Source organism: Streptomyces sp. R41 (assembly GCF_041053055.1).
Lineage (GTDB): Bacteria > Actinomycetota > Actinomycetes > Streptomycetales > Streptomycetaceae > Streptomyces.
The window spans coordinates 4,011,791-4,027,037 of sequence record NZ_CP163443.1 but is presented as its reverse complement, the minus strand read 5'-3'; the positions used below and the strand labels follow the sequence as shown (position 1 = coordinate 4,027,037).

At 71.8% G+C, this 15,247-nt stretch carries 12 protein-coding genes; 8 read left to right on the top strand and 4 right to left on the bottom strand.

Translation table 11 applies throughout. The features are described 5' to 3' along the window. Nucleotide 1: 1 nt before the first annotated feature. Nucleotides 2-1,618: a carboxyl transferase domain-containing protein gene (locus tag AB5J53_RS18520; RefSeq protein ID WP_369246771.1), complete on the bottom strand. Its 1,617-nt coding sequence runs from the start codon at nt 1,616-1,618 to the stop codon at nt 2-4. Between the two features lie 96 nt (nt 1,619-1,714). Here AB5J53_RS18520 and AB5J53_RS18515 point away from each other — a divergent pair, with 96 nt between their 5' ends. The 5 genes from AB5J53_RS18515 to AB5J53_RS18495 all read left to right on the top strand — a co-directional run bounded on the left by AB5J53_RS18515 (nt 1,715) and on the right by AB5J53_RS18495 (nt 6,424). Further along, entirely contained in the window at nt 1,715-2,308 is a 594-nt protein-coding gene (locus tag AB5J53_RS18515; RefSeq protein WP_369246770.1) for a TetR/AcrR family transcriptional regulator, read from the top strand. A gap of 229 nt (nt 2,309-2,537) precedes the next feature. Then, nucleotides 2,538-3,695 carry an acyl-CoA dehydrogenase family protein gene (locus tag AB5J53_RS18510; RefSeq protein ID WP_369246769.1) on the top strand — a complete coding sequence of 386 codons (1,158 nt, stop codon included), beginning with the start codon at nt 2,538-2,540 and terminating at the stop codon, nt 3,693-3,695. A gap of 35 nt (nt 3,696-3,730) precedes the next feature. Then, on the top strand, nt 3,731-4,603 hold the full coding sequence (gene tesB, locus AB5J53_RS18505; RefSeq protein WP_369246768.1) for an acyl-CoA thioesterase II: 873 nt from the start codon (nt 3,731-3,733) through the stop codon (nt 4,601-4,603). 9 nt (nt 4,604-4,612) lie between these two features. After that, nucleotides 4,613-5,584 carry a cation diffusion facilitator family transporter gene (locus AB5J53_RS18500; protein ID WP_369246767.1) on the top strand — a complete coding sequence of 324 codons (972 nt, stop codon included), beginning with the start codon at nt 4,613-4,615 and terminating at the stop codon, nt 5,582-5,584. Between the two features lie 162 nt (nt 5,585-5,746). After that, the gene (locus AB5J53_RS18495; protein ID WP_369246766.1) at nt 5,747-6,424 is read left to right on the top strand and encodes a maleylpyruvate isomerase N-terminal domain-containing protein; all 678 of its coding nucleotides are present in this window, start codon (nt 5,747-5,749) and stop codon (nt 6,422-6,424) included. Nucleotides 6,425-6,515: 91 nt separating this feature from the next. Here AB5J53_RS18495 and AB5J53_RS18490 read toward each other — a convergent pair whose 3' ends face one another. Both AB5J53_RS18490 and AB5J53_RS18485 read right to left on the bottom strand, forming a co-directional pair. Next, nucleotides 6,516-7,304, bottom strand: a complete 789-nt coding sequence (locus AB5J53_RS18490) for a phosphatase (RefSeq protein ID WP_369246765.1) — start codon at nt 7,302-7,304, stop codon at nt 6,516-6,518. Nucleotides 7,305-8,367: 1,063 nt separating this feature from the next. Then, complete coding sequence (locus AB5J53_RS18485; protein WP_369246764.1) at nt 8,368-9,867, bottom strand: PucR family transcriptional regulator ligand-binding domain-containing protein; 1,500 nt, start codon at nt 9,865-9,867, stop codon at nt 8,368-8,370. A gap of 220 nt (nt 9,868-10,087) precedes the next feature. Between AB5J53_RS18485 and AB5J53_RS18480 the strand changes: the two genes are divergently transcribed. From AB5J53_RS18480 to AB5J53_RS18470, 3 genes are read left to right on the top strand one after another with little or no spacing between them, the layout of a single operon-like run. Then, nucleotides 10,088-11,551 (top strand): sodium:solute symporter, encoded by a 1,464-nt coding sequence (locus tag AB5J53_RS18480; protein WP_369246763.1) that lies wholly within the window; start codon nt 10,088-10,090, stop codon nt 11,549-11,551. 51 nt (nt 11,552-11,602) lie between these two features. Further along, nucleotides 11,603-12,571, top strand: a complete 969-nt coding sequence (gene speB / locus AB5J53_RS18475; RefSeq protein WP_362510292.1) for an agmatinase — start codon at nt 11,603-11,605, stop codon at nt 12,569-12,571. Beyond that, nucleotides 12,568-14,253, top strand: coding sequence for a thiamine pyrophosphate-binding protein (locus tag AB5J53_RS18470; RefSeq protein ID WP_369246762.1), 1,686 nt, complete (start codon nt 12,568-12,570; stop codon nt 14,251-14,253). Before speB ends, AB5J53_RS18470 begins: the two co-directional genes overlap by 4 nt. Nucleotides 14,254-14,277: 24 nt before the next feature. On the opposite strand, the gene AB5J53_RS18465 is transcribed toward AB5J53_RS18470, so the two are convergent. After that, nucleotides 14,278-15,081, bottom strand: coding sequence for an endonuclease I family protein (locus tag AB5J53_RS18465; protein ID WP_369246761.1), 804 nt, complete (start codon nt 15,079-15,081; stop codon nt 14,278-14,280). Nucleotides 15,082-15,247 lie beyond the last annotated feature (166 nt).

Sequence of the window (15,247 nt, the reverse complement as noted above, 5' to 3'; positions counted from 1 at the left end):
CTCACATCCGGAAGACGCCGAACTGGGGGTCACCCAGGGGCGCGTTGGCGCAGGCGGTCAGGGCGAGACCCAGCACCTGCCGGGTCTCCATCGGGTCGATCACGCCGTCGTCCCAGAGCCGGGCCGTCGCGTAGTAGGCATTCCCCTGGTGCTCGTACTGCGCGCGGATCGGGTCCTTGAAGGCCTCTTCCTCCTCGGCGGGCCAGGACTCGCCGCGCGCCTCCAACTGGTCGCGCTTGACGGTCGCGAGGACCGACGCGGCCTGCTCGCCGCCCATCACGGAGATCTTGGCGTTGGGCCACATCCACAGGAAGCGCGGCGAGTACGCCCGGCCGCACATCGAGTAGTTGCCCGCGCCGTACGAGCCGCCGATCACGACCGTGAGTTTGGGGACCCTCGTACACGCCACGGCCGTCACCATCTTGGCGCCGTGCTTGGCGATGCCACCGGCCTCGTACTGGCGGCCGACCATGAACCCGGAGATGTTCTGCAGGAACACCAGCGGGATGCCGCGCTGGTCGCACAGCTCGATGAAGTGGGCGCCCTTCTGGGCGGACTCGGAGAACAGGATGCCGTTGTTGGCGACGATCCCGACCGGGTGCCCGTGGATCCTGGCGAAGCCGGTGACGAGGGTCTGCCCGAACTCGGCCTTGAACTCGGCGAAACGCGAACCGTCGACCACGCGCGCGATGACCTCGCGTACGTCATAGGAGGTGCGGGAGTCGACCGGCACCGCCCCGTAGAGCCCGTACGGGTCCACCTTCGGCTCGACGGTCGGCTCGACCGACCAGGGCAGTGGTCCGCGCGCGGGAAGCGTGGCGGCGATGTTCCGTACGATCCGCAGCGCGTGGGCGTCGTCCTCCGCGAGATGGTCGGTGACGCCCGACACGCGCGCGTGGACCTCGCCGCCGCCCAGCTCCTCGGCCGTGACGACCTCGCCGGTGGCGGCCTTCACCAGGGGAGGGCCGCCGAGGAAGATCGTGCCCTGATTGCGCACGATCACGGCCTCGTCGCTCATGGCCGGGACGTACGCGCCGCCCGCCGTGCACGACCCGAGGACGGCCGCGATCTGCGGGATGCCGGCGCCCGACATCCGCGCCTGGTTGTAGAAGATCCGCCCGAAGTGGTCGCGGTCGGGGAAGACCTCGTCCTGCATGGGCAGGAAGGCGCCCCCGGAGTCGACGAGGTACACACAGGGGAGGCGGTTCTCGAGGGCCACCTCCTGGGCGCGCAGGTGCTTCTTCACCGTCATCGGGTAGTACGTGCCGCCCTTGACGGTGGCGTCATTGGCGACGATCACGCACTCGCGCCCGCTGACCCTGCCGATCCCGGCGATGACGCCGGCGGCCGGGGCCTGCCCGTCGTACATCCCGTCGGCGGCCAGGGGAGCCAGCTCCAGGAAGGGTGAACCGGGGTCGAGAAGGGTGTCCACGCGGTCGCGCGGGAGCAGCTTCCCGCGCGCGGTGTGCCTCGCGCGGGCCCGCTCACCGCCGCCGAGCCGGGCCGCGGCCAGCTTCTGCCGCAGCTCCTCGCCCAGCGCGCGGTGCGCCGCCTCGTTGGCCCGCCAGGCCTCCGACGCGGGATCTGCCGCGCTGTGGAGCTCCGGTGCCTCGTGCATCCTGCGGTCCCCTCACCAGTGGTCCACCAGTTAATGAGCGTTAACGCATTTCCTTCAGGTTAACGACCGCTAACCTCCCTGTCTAGAATTGCTTCCATGGCCACCAGAACCGACGCCCCCACCCGCCGCGAGCAGATCCTCAAGGAGGCCGCGCGGCTCTTCGCCGAGCGTGGCTTCCACGGTGTCGGCGTGGACGAGATAGGAGCGGCCGTCGGCATCAGCGGCCCCGGTCTGTACCGGCACTTCGCCGGCAAGGACGCGATGCTCGCCGAGCTGCTGGTGGGGATCAGCGGACAGCTGCTGACGGGGGGCAAGCGCCGGGTGGCGGAGGCCGACGGAAACCCCGAGGCGCTCCTCGACTCGCTCATCGAGGGGCACATCGACTTCGCGCTCGACGACCGCCCCCTGATCACCCTGCACGACCGCGAGCTGGACCGCCTCCGGGACAGCGACCGCAAGCTCGTACGCCAGCTCCAGCGGCAGTACGTCGAGCTGTGGGTGGAGGTCGTGCGCGAGGTGTACCCGGCCCTTGCCGAGCCGACCGCCCGCTCCGCGGTGCACTCGGTCTTCGGCCTGCTGAACTCGACGCCGCACCTGGGGCGGCCGGGGGCGCTCCCGGGCCGCGGGACGATGGCGGCGCTGCTGCACCGGATGGCGCGGGGGGCATTCGCTGCGGCCGGGACGGACTGAGCCCGCGGCGGGCGCTGCGGAGCCCCGGCGGGGGCTGGGGCGGAGCCCCAGGAGGAGGGTGACCTGGGCCCTCGTCCGGCCGAGTCGGGCGGTTGGGGTGGACGGCGGGACGGCGTGACGAGCGTCTCTCACCGGTCGCACTGGTTGCTCTGGACGACCGTCGTGACCGACGGGTAACCTGATATCTGAGCAAGCGCTTAGACAGAAACCCCAGGTGGAGGTGGCGGCGGTGCGCCGTACTGTGTTCAACGAGGACCACGAGGCGTTCCGGGAGACCCTCCGGGCCTTCATCGAGGCCGAGGTCGTCCCCGTCTACGACGAGTGGTTCGCCGCGGGCCAGGCGCCGCGCGACTTCTACTACAAGCTCGCCGAGCTCGGCGTCTTCGGCATCCGCGTGGACGAGGAGTTCGGCGGCGCCGGCATCGACTCGTACAAGTTCGAGGCCGTGATGTACGAGGAGACCGCCCGCGCCGGTGTCCAGTTCGGCGGCTCCGGTGTGCACGTGCTGCTCGGCCTGCCGTACATAAAGATGCTCGCCACCGACGAGCAGAAGAAGCGCTTCCTGCCGAAGTTCGTCTCCGGCGAGGAGATGTGGGCCCTCGCGATGACCGAGCCGGGCACCGGCTCCGACCTCGCGGGCATGAAGACCACCGCGAAGCTCTCCGAGGACGGCACGCACTACGTCCTCAACGGCTCCAAGACCTTCATCACCGGCGGCGTCCACGCCGACCGCGTGATCGTCTGCGCCCGCACCTCCGCGCCCACCGCCGAGGATCGCCGCTTCGGCATCTCCCTGTTCGCCGTGGACACCAAGGCCGAGGGCTACTCCATCGGCCGCAAGCTCGACAAGCTCGGCCTGAAGACCTCCGACACCGCCGAGCTGGCGTTCGTCGACGTCAAGGTCCCGGTCGAGGACCTCCTCGGCGAGGAGAACAAGGGCTTCTACTACCTCGGCCACAACCTCGCCTCCGAGCGCTGGGGCATCGCCTTCGGCGCCTACGCGCAGGCCAAGGCGGCCGTCCGGTTCGCCAAGGAGTACGTCCAGGAGCGCACCGTCTTCGGCAAGCCCGTCGCCTCCTTCCAGAACACCAAGTTCGAGCTGGCCGCCTGCCAGGCCGAGGTGGACGCCGCCGAGGCGGTCGCCGACCGTGCCCTGGAGGCCCTCGACGCGGGCGAGCTGACCCCGGCCGAGGCCGCCAGCGCCAAGCTGTTCTGCACCGAGGTCGCGCACCGCGTCATCGACCGCTGCCTCCAGCTGCACGGCGGCTACGGCTTCATGAACGAGTACCCGATCGCCCGCCTGTACGCGGACAACCGCGTCAACCGCATCTACGGCGGCACCAGCGAGATCATGAAGTCGATCATCGCCAAGGACATGGGCCTGTAAGGTCCGCGAAAAAAGTTCACGATACAACTGACGGCATGAGTCAGGCACTTCAGTCCCTGCTCGATCTACTCGACCTCGAGCGGATCGAGCAGGACATCTTCCGCGGCCAGTCCAAGTCCGCCGTCGTCCCCCGCGTCTTCGGCGGTCAGGTGGCGGCGCAGGCGCTGGTCGCCGCGGGGCGCACGGTCCCCGAGGACCGGTTGGCGCACTCCCTGCACGCGTACTTCCTGCGTGCGGGGGACCCCGGCGCGCCCATCGTGTACTCGGTGGACCGCATCCGCGACGGCCGTTCCTTCACCACGCGCCGGGTGGTCGCGGTCCAGCACGGACAGCCGATCTTCCATCTCTCCGCGTCCTTCCAGACGTACGAGGAGGGCATGGAGCACCAGGCCGAGATGCCGCCCGCACCCGACCCGGAGACGCTGCCCACGGCCGCCGAACTGCTGCCGCTGTACGCCGACGTCTTCTCGGACCACGACGTCGTGGAGCGCCTCCTGGAGGCCCGCGAGTCCGTCGACCTGCGCTACGTCGACGCGCCCCCGTACGGCACCGTCGGCGAGGTCCGTGAGCCGCGCTCCCAGGTGTGGTTCCGCACGAACGGCAAGCTGGTCGACGACCCGCTCCTGCACGTCGTCCTCGCCACGTACGTCTCCGACATGACACTGCTGGACTCCATCCTGCTCGCGCACGGGCGCGGCGGCTGGGTGACCGGTGACGTCGTCGGGGCCTCGCTGGACCACGCGATGTGGTTCCACCGCCCGTTCCGCGCCGACGAATGGCTGCTGTACGACCAGGAGTCGCCGTCCGCGTCGGGTGGCCGGGGACTGGGCCAGGCGCGCATCTACACGCAGGACGGCCGGCTGGCCATTTCGGTGATCCAGGAGGGCGTGGTCCGGGTCCCCAGGTAAGACTGAGGCATGGTTGAAGCGGCGGAGCAGAACGGCGGCGGCGAGAGCACCTTCACGGTGATCGTCGCCGCCGTCGCCAATCTGGGGATCGCGCTGGCGAAGGCCGTCGCCGGGGTGATCAGCGGATCCAGCGCGATGCTGTCCGAAGCCGCGCACTCCGTCGCCGACACCGTCACCGAGGTGCTGCTGCTCACCGCGCTGAAGCGCAGCGAGAAACCGGCGGACGAGGACCATCCGCTGGGCTACGGCCCGGAGCGGTACATCTGGGCGTTGCTCGCGGCGGTCGCGACCTTCGTCGGCGGCGCGGTGTTCTCGATCTACGACGGCATCCACACTCTCGTGGCGGGCGAGGAGCTGGGCGACCCTCTGGTCTCCTACATCGTGCTCGCGGTCGCGTTCGTGCTGGAGGGCTACTCGCTGCGGACCGGGGCACGGCAGGCGCGGGGCGAGGCGGAGCGCATCGGGGCGCCCTTCAAGAGGTACTTGCGCCACACGCCGGACACCGCTGTGAAGGCCGTGGTCATGGAGGACTCGGCCGCGCTGATCGGTCTCCTGTTCGCCGCGGGCGGCCTGCTCGGCGGCCAGCTCACCGGCTCCGACGTCTGGGACGGCATCGCGTCGCTGTGCATCGGCGGACTCCTGCTGTACGTGGCCTGGGTGCTGGGCCGTTCCAACGCGGAGCTGTTGATCGGGCGGCCGCTGCCCAAGCCGACGCGGGAGCGGATCCGGGCCGAACTGCTGGCCGTGGAGCACGTGGAGGCCGTACTGGAGCTGACGACGCTGGTGCAGGGGCCGCGGGAGGCGCTGGTCGCGGCCAAGGTCGACTTCAGGGACGTGTCGACCGCGGCCCAGATCGAGTGGGCCTGCGAGCAGGCGGAACAGCGGCTGCGGGAGGCGTTTCCGGCGGTGAGCCGGGTGTATCTGGATCCGACGCCGGGCTATGCGCAGCGGCGGACGGAGGGGCTGAATCCCTGGCCGTGAAAGCCGTTTGAGGTGGTCCCGTGGTCCGGCGGTCCGGCGGTCCCGTGGTCCAGTTGTGCGGGATTGGATCTGGGCCGGTCGGTGGTGCGGGTGCGAGGATCGGCGGCCTCACGTCGCGGACCCGAGGGGGCCCGCCTCACGTCGCGGACCCGAGGGGGCGGTATGAGCCGTATGGAAGAGTCGTGGAACTGGCGCGGGGGACGGATCCGGGAGGTCTTCCTGGAGGCGGCCGGGACCGTGGTCGAGCTGGTCGCCGAGCCCGCCGTCGCGGCCGCGTGGGAGAAGCCCAGCGCGCTGCGGGACTTCAGCGTCGGGGGCCTGGCCGGGCACACCGCCTGGCAGGAACTGGCCCTTCCGGAGCTGCTCGAGGAGCCGGAGCCCGGGGAGCCGGTGGTGTCCCTGCGGGAGTACTACGTGGAGCGGGTGACCTGGCTGGACGCCGGTGTCGACGGCGCGGTCAATGTGCGGATCCGTAAAGGGGGCGAGGCGACGGCCGTCGAGGGGCACGGGGCGCTCCTCGCGCGTGCGCGGGAGGCGGTCGGGTGGCTGGGCGCCGAGCTTCCGCGGGTGCCCGCCGGGCGGGCGGTCCGGATGAAGTCGTGGGGCGACTGGTCCCTCGACCTCGACGACTTCCTGCTCACCCGCCTGATGGAACTGGTCGTCCACGCCGATGACTTGGCGTGCAGCGTGGGTCTGCCGACCCCGGAGTTCCCCGATCGCGTCACCGCGCCCGTGGTCGAGCTGCTCGCCCGCCTGGCGGTGCGCCGGCACGGGGCGGTGGACGTGATCCGGGGGCTCGCCCGCGTGGAGCGTGCCCCCGCGTCGATCGCCGGGATCTAGCGCCGATCGCCGGGATCCGGAAGGGACTTGGACGGGACCGGGGCGGGACCTGGACGAGACCTGGGCGGGACTTGGACCGGGCTTGCGGGGCTTATACGAGTCCCGCTGCCGCGAGCAGGTACGACGTCATCGGGTCGTAGAACCGGGGGCTCTTGACGTGGTCGTCCATAGGGATCGTCACCTGGACGGTGCCTTCGGCCTCGGCGAGGAACAGGGCGGGGTCGTTGCAGTCGGCGTAGCCGATGGAGTCCAGGCCGAGTTGGCCGGCGCAGCCCGCCCAGCCGTGGTCGGCGACGACCAGGTCGGGCAGCGGGCGGCCCTCGCGCTCCAGGCCGGTGAGGATCGCGCGCATCGGCTCACCCGAGTGGGTGTGCCACAGCGTCGCGCCGTGTTCCAGGACCGCGACGTCCGCGAACTGGAAGACGTACCCCTCGTCCGTCTGCAGGTTGTCCGGGATGACGACGATCTCGCAGCCGGCGGCGCGCAGGGCGGTGGCGGTGGCGCGGTGCACGTCGAGGAGACCGCCGGGGTGGCCGGTGGCGAACAGCACCCGCTGCTCGCCGTCCGCCGCCTTGCGCAGCCGGGCCGCGGCACGCTCCAGGGCGTCCACCGTCAGCTCCGGGTCGATGGTGTCCTGCCCGTACCGGTACTCCGGGTCGTCGCTGACGCCGCACCGCTCCGCCATCACCGCGAGTACGTCCTGCTCGTCGGTCCAGCGGTCACCGAGCTCCAGGCCGAGCCAGAAGTTGCGGTCGCCGTTCGCGAGCTTGCGGTAGTGGGAGAGGTTGTTCTCGCGGGGCGTGGCCACGTCGCCCGCGATACGGGTCCTTACGAGGTGGTCGACGAGCTCGGCGCGGCTGGGGGTCCCGGGTATCGGCATGCCCCCCATTGTGCCGGTGCGCTCCGCTCGTCGGGCGGGTGTCCTGAACCGTGGGACACGGGTCACTCGGCGGTACGGGGCCGGGTGGGCCCCCGGTGCCTTGCCACTGCCGCCCGGTGCGGCCGCTCCCGCCGCTCCGCGGCGTTGCTTCCCGCCGGGTCTGGGTGCCTTGTCACTGCCGCCCGGTGCGGCCGCTCCCGCCGCTCCGCGGCGTTGCTTCCCGCCGGGTCTGGGTGCCTTGTCACTGCCGCCCGGTGCGCCGCTCCCGCCGCTCCGCGGCGTTGCTTCCCGCCGGGTCTGGGTGCCTTGTCACTGCCGCCCGGTGCGGCCGCTCCCGCCGCTCCGCGGCGTTGCTTCCCGCCGGGTCTGGGTGCCTTGTCACTGCCGCCCGGTGCGCCGCTCCCGCCGCTCCGCGGCGTTGCTTCCCCCCGGGTCTGGGTGCCTTGTCACCGCCGCCCGGTGCGCCGCTCCCGCCGCTCCGCGACGGTGCCTCCCGCTGGGCCTGGGTGCCTTGTCACTGCCGCCTGGTGCGGGCGCTTCCCGCCGCTCCGCGACGGTGCCTCCTCAACTGGGCCCGGGCGCCTTGCCACCGCGGCCCGGTGCGCGGCTCCCCGCCGCTCCGCGACGGTGCCTCCCGCTGGGCCTGGGTGCCTTGTCACTGCCGCCTGGTGCGGGCGCTTCCCGCCGCTCCGCGGCGGCGCTTCCCACCCACCCACCCGACTCGGTCACTTGGAAAGCTTGCCTCGCGGCCTCGCGGCCTCGCGGCCTCGCGGCCTCGCGGCCTCGCGGCCTCGCGGCCTCGCGGCCTCGCGGCCTCGCGGCCTCGCGGCCTCGCGGCCTCGCGGCCTCGCGGCCTCGCGGCCTCGCGGGCTTGCGGGCTGGCGGGCTTGCGGCCTCGCGGCCTGGCGGGCTTGCGGCCTGGCGGGCTTGCGGCCTCGCGGCCTGGCGGCCTGGCGGCCTGGCGGGCTTGCGGCCTGGCGGGCTTGCGGCCTCGCGGCCTGGCGGCCTCGCTGCCCTCCGCCCCGTCGCCCCGTGGCCCTCCCCCCTGCCGTCCCGCACCCCGTCACCCCTCCCGCAACGCGAACCACAACTCCATCCGCACATCAGGATCGTCCAGGTCCGCGGCCAGCAACGCCCCGCACCGCGCGATGCGTTGGCGGACGGTGTTTCGGTGGACGGAGAGGGCCACGGCTGTGCGGTCCCAACTGCCGTGGAGGGAGAGCCAGGTGCGGAGGGTCTCGGTGAGGGCGGGGGTGGCGGCGATGGGGGCGAGGAGGGTGCGGGCGTGGGCCTCGGCGTCGGCCGGGGGGACGAGGTCCGCGAGGGCGGGGCGCTCGCCGTGGCGGACCAGGGGCGACCGGGTCGCGCGGGCGCGGGCCAGGGCGCGGGCCGCCTGGGTGTCGGCGGCTGCCCACTCGTGCGGGCCGACCGGCGCGCTGACCCCGCACGTCCAGCCCGGCTGCGCGGTGGGCTCACGGTCGCCGGGCACGAGGACCCGTACGACGTCACCGCCCGCGTCGACCAGCGCGGAACCCAGCGCCGCCCCCAGCGCGGACGCGGCGACGGCGTCCGGTGCGGGGCCGTCCCCTGCTGGGCGCGCGTGCACGACGACCCATCGTTCGCCCCCGAGGAGCGGCGCCACGTCCTCGGGACAGGCCCCGAGCAGCACCCGCACGAGCGCCGCGAGCCGCGCCGCCCCGCTCCCGCTCTGGTGCTCCCCCGTGAGCAGCGAGAGCAGCACCGCCGCGACGGAGGCGATGGTGTGGTCCCCGGATTCACGGTGCGGAGCCCCGACGCCGAGCACGAAGCCCTGCCCGGCCCCGAGGGCGTAGGCGGCGAGATGGACACCGCCGACGGTGTCGGTGGCCGAGGAGGGAGCGGTTCTCCCCTCCCCGGGTCGCACGACAGCGGCCAGCTCGGCGAGCGTCCGCGCTACGGGGGTACTCCCGGGCGGGGCCGCCTCAGCCACCCTCCCCGCGCCGGCCAGCTCCACCCCGTCCGGCCCGTACAGCACAGCCCAGCCTCCCACCCGCTGGGCCAGCTGACGCAGCACCGCCGGTACCGGGTCCGGGCGGGCCGCGGCCGCCGCCAGGCTCTGCTGGGCCTCCGTCACACGGCGCAGTTCCGCCAGGCGGGCCTGGGCCATGAGCTGCCAGACCGCGCGGGCCACGCCGGAGAAGGTGGTCTGGGGCGGGACCTCCAGGAGGGGCAGGCCGTACGCGTCGCAGGCCGCGACCAGCGCCCGCGGGACCGTGTCGTGGACCGGGGCCAGGCCGAAGCCGAGGGCCGCGCCGCCCGCCGCGACGATGCGGGACACATAGTCGTCGAAGTACGTGCCCGAGCCCGCCGCCTCGGGGATGTGGACCCCGGCGGTCAGGAGCAGCTCGCCGCCCAGCAGATACGGGTACGGGTCGGCCATCTCCGAGGTGTGCGCCCAGTGGATCACCGTCGCCTCGTCCAGCGGGCCGGCGATCTGGCGCAGGCCCAGATCCTCCCGGGCCAGGAGAGCGGAAAGGGGGACCGGTGGGGTCGGGGGGACAGGTGGGGCAGATGTGTCCGGCATGGTGGACGTTCCCTCCATCCGGTTCAGCGGCAGTGGATGAAACGTACACTTCAGAGTCGCTTTCCGGCCACCTAGGGTCAGTGCCGTCGGCAGCCGCGGGTACGGGCGTATGTCCCCGCGATCCGCTGCCGGTCTCCCGGCCGGACAGCAACGCTCCCGGCCGCGTCCCCGGATCCATCTGCACGACACGCCACCGAGAGTGCGCGAAGGAGGGCCCCACATGGCCGTCGACTACACAGTGATCGTCGTCTATCTGGCCGGCATGCTGGCCATGGGCTGGTGGGGCATGCGCCGCGCCAAGTCCAAGAGTGAGTTCCTCGTGGCAGGGCGGCGGCTCGGGCCCGCCATGTACTCCGGGACCATGGCCGCCATCGTCCTCGGCGGCGCGTCCACCATCGGTGGCGTCGGGCTGGGGTACCAGTACGGGCTCTCGGGCGCCTGGATGGTGTTCACCATCGGCCTCGGGCTCCTCGCCCTCTCCGTCTTCTTCTCCGCCCGCATAGCCCGTCTGAAGGTCTACACCGTCTCCGAGATGCTGGACCTCCGCTACGGCGGCCGGGCCGGTGTCATCTCCGGTGTCGTCATGTGGGCGTACACCCTCATGCTCGCGGTCACCTCGACCATCGCGTACGCCACGATCTTCGACGTCCTCTTCGACATGAACCGGACGCTCGCGATCGTCCTCGGTGGCTCGATCGTCGTCGCGTACTCGACGCTCGGCGGCATGTGGTCGATCACCCTCACCGACATGGTGCAGTTCGTCGTCAAGACCGTCGGTGTGCTGCTGCTCCTGCTTCCCATCGCCGTCATCAAGGCCGGCGGGTTCAGTGAGATGAAGGCCAAGCTGCCCACCGAGTACTTCGACCCGCTGGGCATCGGCGGCGAGACGATCTTCACATACGTGCTGATCTACACGTTCGGCATGCTGATCGGCCAGGACATCTGGCAGCGCGTGTTCACCGCCCGCAGCGACACCACGGCGAAGTGGGGCGGCACCGTCGCCGGCACCTACTGCCTGGTGTACGCACTCGCCGGCGCCGTCATCGGTACGGCCGCCAAGGTGCTCTACCCGAAGCTGCCCAGCGCCGACACCGCCTTCGCGACCATCGTCAAGGACGAACTCCCGGTCGGCGTAAGGGGGTTGGTGCTCGCCGCCGCCCTCGCCGCGGTGATGTCCACCTCCTCCGGCGCCCTCATCGCCTGCGCCACCGTCGCCAACAACGACATCTGGTCGCGACTGCGCGGGGCCGTGAAGCGCGACGGCGAGGACCACGACGAGGTCAGGGGCAACCGCGCCTTCATCCTGATCATGGGCGTCGCGGTGATCTGTACGGCGATCGCGCTCAACAACGTCGTCGAGGCCCTGACCGTCGCGTACAACCTGCTCGTCGGCGGTCTGCTCGTGCCGATCCTCGGCGGACTGCTGTGGAAGCGCGGCACGGCGCAGGGCGCGCTCGCCTCCGTCGTCGTCGGCGGCCTCGCGGTCATCGGCCTGATGGCGACCTACGGCATCCTCGCGAACGAGCCCGTCTACTACGGGCTGCTGTCCTCGCTGGCCGTGTACGTCGTCGTCTCGCTGGCCACGCCCGCGACCGACGCGGCGGTGCTGGCGGCCTGGCGGGAGCGGCTCGCGGGCCGGGTCGCCGCCGAACCCGTGTCCGAACCGGCCCCGGTTCACCAGTAGAGTCGTATCAGTTGTACATACGCGACGAAGCGTAGGAAAGAAGGCAATTCCATGAGCAGCAACGAGACGCCCCGCGGCCCCGTCGACTCGTCCCGCATCCCGCGGTACGCGGGCCCCGCGACCTTCGCCCGGCTGCCGCGCCTCGACGAGGTCGGCACCGCCGATGTCGCCGTGGTCGGTGTGCCGTTCGACTCCGGCGTCTCGTACCGGCCGGGCGCCCGCTTCGGCGGCAACGCGATCCGCGAGGCGTCCCGGCTGCTGCGCCCCTACAACCCGGCGCAGGACGCCTCCCCCTTCGCCCTCGCGCAGGTCGCGGACGCCGGTGACATCGCGGCGAACCCGTTCAACATCAACGAGGCCGTGGAGACGGTGGAGGCCGCCGCCGACGAACTGCTCGGCACCGGCGCCCGCCTGATGACCCTCGGCGGCGACCACACCATCGCGCTGCCGCTGCTCCGCTCGGTCGCCAAGAAGCACGGCCCGGTCGCGCTGCTCCACTTCGACGCGCACCTCGACACCTGGGACACGTACTTCGGCGCCGAGTACACCCACGGCACCCCGTTCCGTCGCGCCGTCGAGGAGGGCATCCTCGACACCTCCGCCCTCTCGCACGTCGGCACCCGCGGTCCGCTCTACGGCAAGCAGGACCTCACCGACGACGAGAAGATGGGCTTCGGCATCGTCACCTCGGCGGACATCTACCGCCGCGGCGCCGACGAGGTCGCCGACCAGCTGCGCCAGCGCATCGGCGACCGCCCGCTCTACATCTCCATCGACATCGACTGCCTCGACCCGGCGCACGCGCCCGGCACGGGCACGCCGGAGGCGGGCGGCATGACCTCCCGCGAGCTCCTGGAGATCCTGCGCGGGCTGGCGTCCTGCAACCTGGTCTCGGCCGACGTCGTCGAGGTCGCGCCCGCGTACGACCACGCCGAGATCACGGCGGTGGCCGCGTCGCACACCGCGTACGAACTGACCACCATCATGTCCCGCCAGATTGCCGAGGCCCGCGCGAAGTGACTCACGACCACGACCTGGTTCTCCGTCCGTCGGCGGCACAGACGGAGGCCGCGCTGAACCCTCCCCCCGGCCGCAACGGCGGAGACCTGGTCGTGGAGACCCTCGCCGGTCTCGGCGCGACGACGGTCTTCGGTCTGCCCGGCCAGCACGCGCTGGGCATGTTCGACGCGCTGCGCAGGTCCTCGTTGCAGTACGTCGGCCTGCGCGTCGAGAACAACGCGGGGTTCGCGGCGGACGCGTACGGGCGGATCACCGGTGAGGCGGCCCCGCTGCTGCTCTCCACCGGCCCCGGGGCGCTGACCTCGCTGGCCGCGCTCCAGGAAGCGGCGGCGGCCTCCGCCCCCGTCCTCGCGATCAGCAGCCAGATCCCCACCGCGGGACTCGGCGGCGGCCGCCACGGCTATCTGCATGAACTCCCGGACCAGCAGGCGTCGTTCAGGGGTGTGGTGAAGTCGGTTCACACCGTTCGGACGCAGTCGCAGATCCCGTCCGCCATCGCGGCCGCCTGGGAGTCGGCGCTGACCGCTCCGCACGGCCCGGTGTGGCTGGAGATCCCGCAGGACGTCCTCCTCGCCGAGACCCGCCTGCCGGTGGTGACCGCGATGGACGCGACCCCGGAGGACGTGGTCCCGCGCCCCGAACTGACCGCGGTGGCCGCCGACTTGCTCTCGCGTGCCTCGCGCCCCGCGATCATCGCGGGCGGCGGTGTCGTACGCGCGGACGCGTCCGGAAAGCTCCGTCAGCTCGCCGAAAGGCTGAGCGCCCCCGTCGTCACCACCTTCGGCGGCAAGGGCGCCTTCCCCTGGAACCACCCGCTCTCCCTCCAGTCCTGGCTGGAGGACCGCCACACCACCGACTTCCTGGAGGACGCGGACGTCCTCCTGGTGGTGGGCTCGGGCCTCGGCGAACTCTCCTCGAACTACCACACGTTCAAGCCCCGCGGCCGGGTCATCCAGATCGAGGCCGACCTCGGCAAGCTGGAGTCCAACCACCCGGCGCTGGGCATCCACGCGGACGCGCGCCTCGCGCTGTCGGCGCTGCTGGAGACGGTGGAGGAGCGGACGGACCCGACGGCGGCGGACCGGGTACGCACGGTGCTGGGGAACGTCGCCGAGCGCATCGCATCCCAGGAACTCACCCTGGAACAGGACGTGTTGGCGTCGGTACGCCGGGCCCTCCCGGACGACTCCCCGTCCTTCTGGGACATGACGATCCTCGCGTACTGGGCGTGGTCCGCCTTCGACGCGCGCGGCGCGAACACCATGCACTCCGCCCAGGGCGCGGGCGGCCTCGGCTACGGCTTCCCCGCCGCGCTCGGGGCGGCCGCCGCCGACCCCACCCGCCCGGTCCTCGCGGTCTCCGGCGACGGCGGCGCGCTGTACTCGATCGCCGAGCTGGCGACGGCGAAGCAGTACGACCTGAACGTCACCTGGCTGATCGTCGACGACGGCGGCTACGGCATCCTGCGCGAGTACATGACCGACACGTTCGGCCAGGCGACGGCGACGGAGCTGGCCCGCCCGGACTACGTCGCCCTCGCGGAGTCGTTCGGCGTCCCGGGGGTCCGTACGACCCCCGGGACGCTGGAGCAGGACCTGGCGAAGGCGCTTGCCACGCCCGGGCCTTCGGTGGTGCTGCTCCCGGCCGTACTGCGGATGTTCGCCCCGACCCACCTGGACTGAGGCCCGGCCACCGGTGGTGGCGGTCTACCAGATCGCCTCCACCCACTCCGGGTGGTCGATGAACGGGTTGCGGTTGTGCTGGTAGGTGTCGTAGATGACCTGGTTGCGGTGCTCCTCGAAGCTGTCCGGCGGGTCCTCGTCGTTCCACTGCTTGAGGACCGAGAGCCTGCCGATGTACGGGGTGCTGCCGTTGGCGACCTTGTCGTCGGGCTCCAGGTCGGCGAAGGCGTCGTCGCCCTCGTAGCGGACCGCCATGTAGAGGATCATCCGGGCCACGTCACCCTTGACCGCGTCGCGCGGCTCGAAGGAGTCGGAGTCGGTGAGGCTGCCGCCGGCGTTGGTGAAGGCGCTGCCGCCCTCGTCGAAATCCTTGTTGCCGCGGATGCCGTTGACCTGCACGTCCTCGGGGCGGATGTGGTGGAGGTCGGTGCCGGGGCCCGTCGAGGTGGTGAGGTCGCCGTGCGAGATCGCCCACACGTGCTCGCGGTTCCAGTCGCCGACGTCGCCGCCGTTGAGGGTCTTGCTGCGGGAGAGGCCGGAGTACAGCAGGATCACGTTGCCGCTGTTGTTCGGGTCCTGGTCCGTGACCTTCAGCGCGTCCCAGAGCGCCGAGTAGGAGAGCTTCGACTGGCTGCTGATGATGGTGTGCAGCGAGGACTTGAGGCTCGTGCCGGTCTTGCCGACCGCGTTCTTGTAGTACGTGGTGTCGTACGCGGTCGTCGTGGCGCTCGCCGGAGTGGCGGTCACCGCCGGCATGGTGAGGCCGACGAGCACGGCGGAGGTGGTCAGCGCCAGCGTCTTCCAGCGGCGTATGTGCGTGGCGGGCATGTGGGGGCGTCCGTTCTACGCGGGTTGAATGAGCGGCCAACCGGAGCGTGACATGGACATGTGTTTCCGTGAATGAACGGGAGGGGTCGGTTGTGTGTCGGGATCCGGCAAGTCGCGCGTAGCGCGCGTGATTTGGGATACCAATGCGGCCCCTGACCGAGGGCTG

Excerpts from the sequence above, each read along its gene's own strand:
- AB5J53_RS18520 (WP_369246771.1), bottom strand. The coding sequence starts at position 1,618 with ATGCACGAGGCACCGGAGCTCCACAGCGCGGCAGATCCCGCGTCGGAG.
- AB5J53_RS18515 (WP_369246770.1), top strand. The coding sequence starts at position 1,715 with ATGGCCACCAGAACCGACGCCCCCACCCGCCGCGAGCAGATCCTCAAG.
- tesB (WP_369246768.1), top strand. The coding sequence starts at position 3,731 with ATGAGTCAGGCACTTCAGTCCCTGCTCGATCTACTCGACCTCGAGCGG.
- AB5J53_RS18500 (WP_369246767.1), top strand. The coding sequence starts at position 4,613 with ATGGTTGAAGCGGCGGAGCAGAACGGCGGCGGCGAGAGCACCTTCACG.
- AB5J53_RS18495 (WP_369246766.1), top strand. The coding sequence starts at position 5,747 with ATGAGCCGTATGGAAGAGTCGTGGAACTGGCGCGGGGGACGGATCCGG.
- AB5J53_RS18490 (WP_369246765.1), bottom strand. The coding sequence starts at position 7,304 with ATGCCGATACCCGGGACCCCCAGCCGCGCCGAGCTCGTCGACCACCTC.
- AB5J53_RS18485 (WP_369246764.1), bottom strand. The coding sequence starts at position 9,867 with ATGCCGGACACATCTGCCCCACCTGTCCCCCCGACCCCACCGGTCCCC.
- AB5J53_RS18480 (WP_369246763.1), top strand. The coding sequence starts at position 10,088 with ATGGCCGTCGACTACACAGTGATCGTCGTCTATCTGGCCGGCATGCTG.
- speB (WP_362510292.1), top strand. The coding sequence starts at position 11,603 with ATGAGCAGCAACGAGACGCCCCGCGGCCCCGTCGACTCGTCCCGCATC.
- AB5J53_RS18465 (WP_369246761.1), bottom strand. The coding sequence starts at position 15,081 with ATGCCCGCCACGCACATACGCCGCTGGAAGACGCTGGCGCTGACCACC.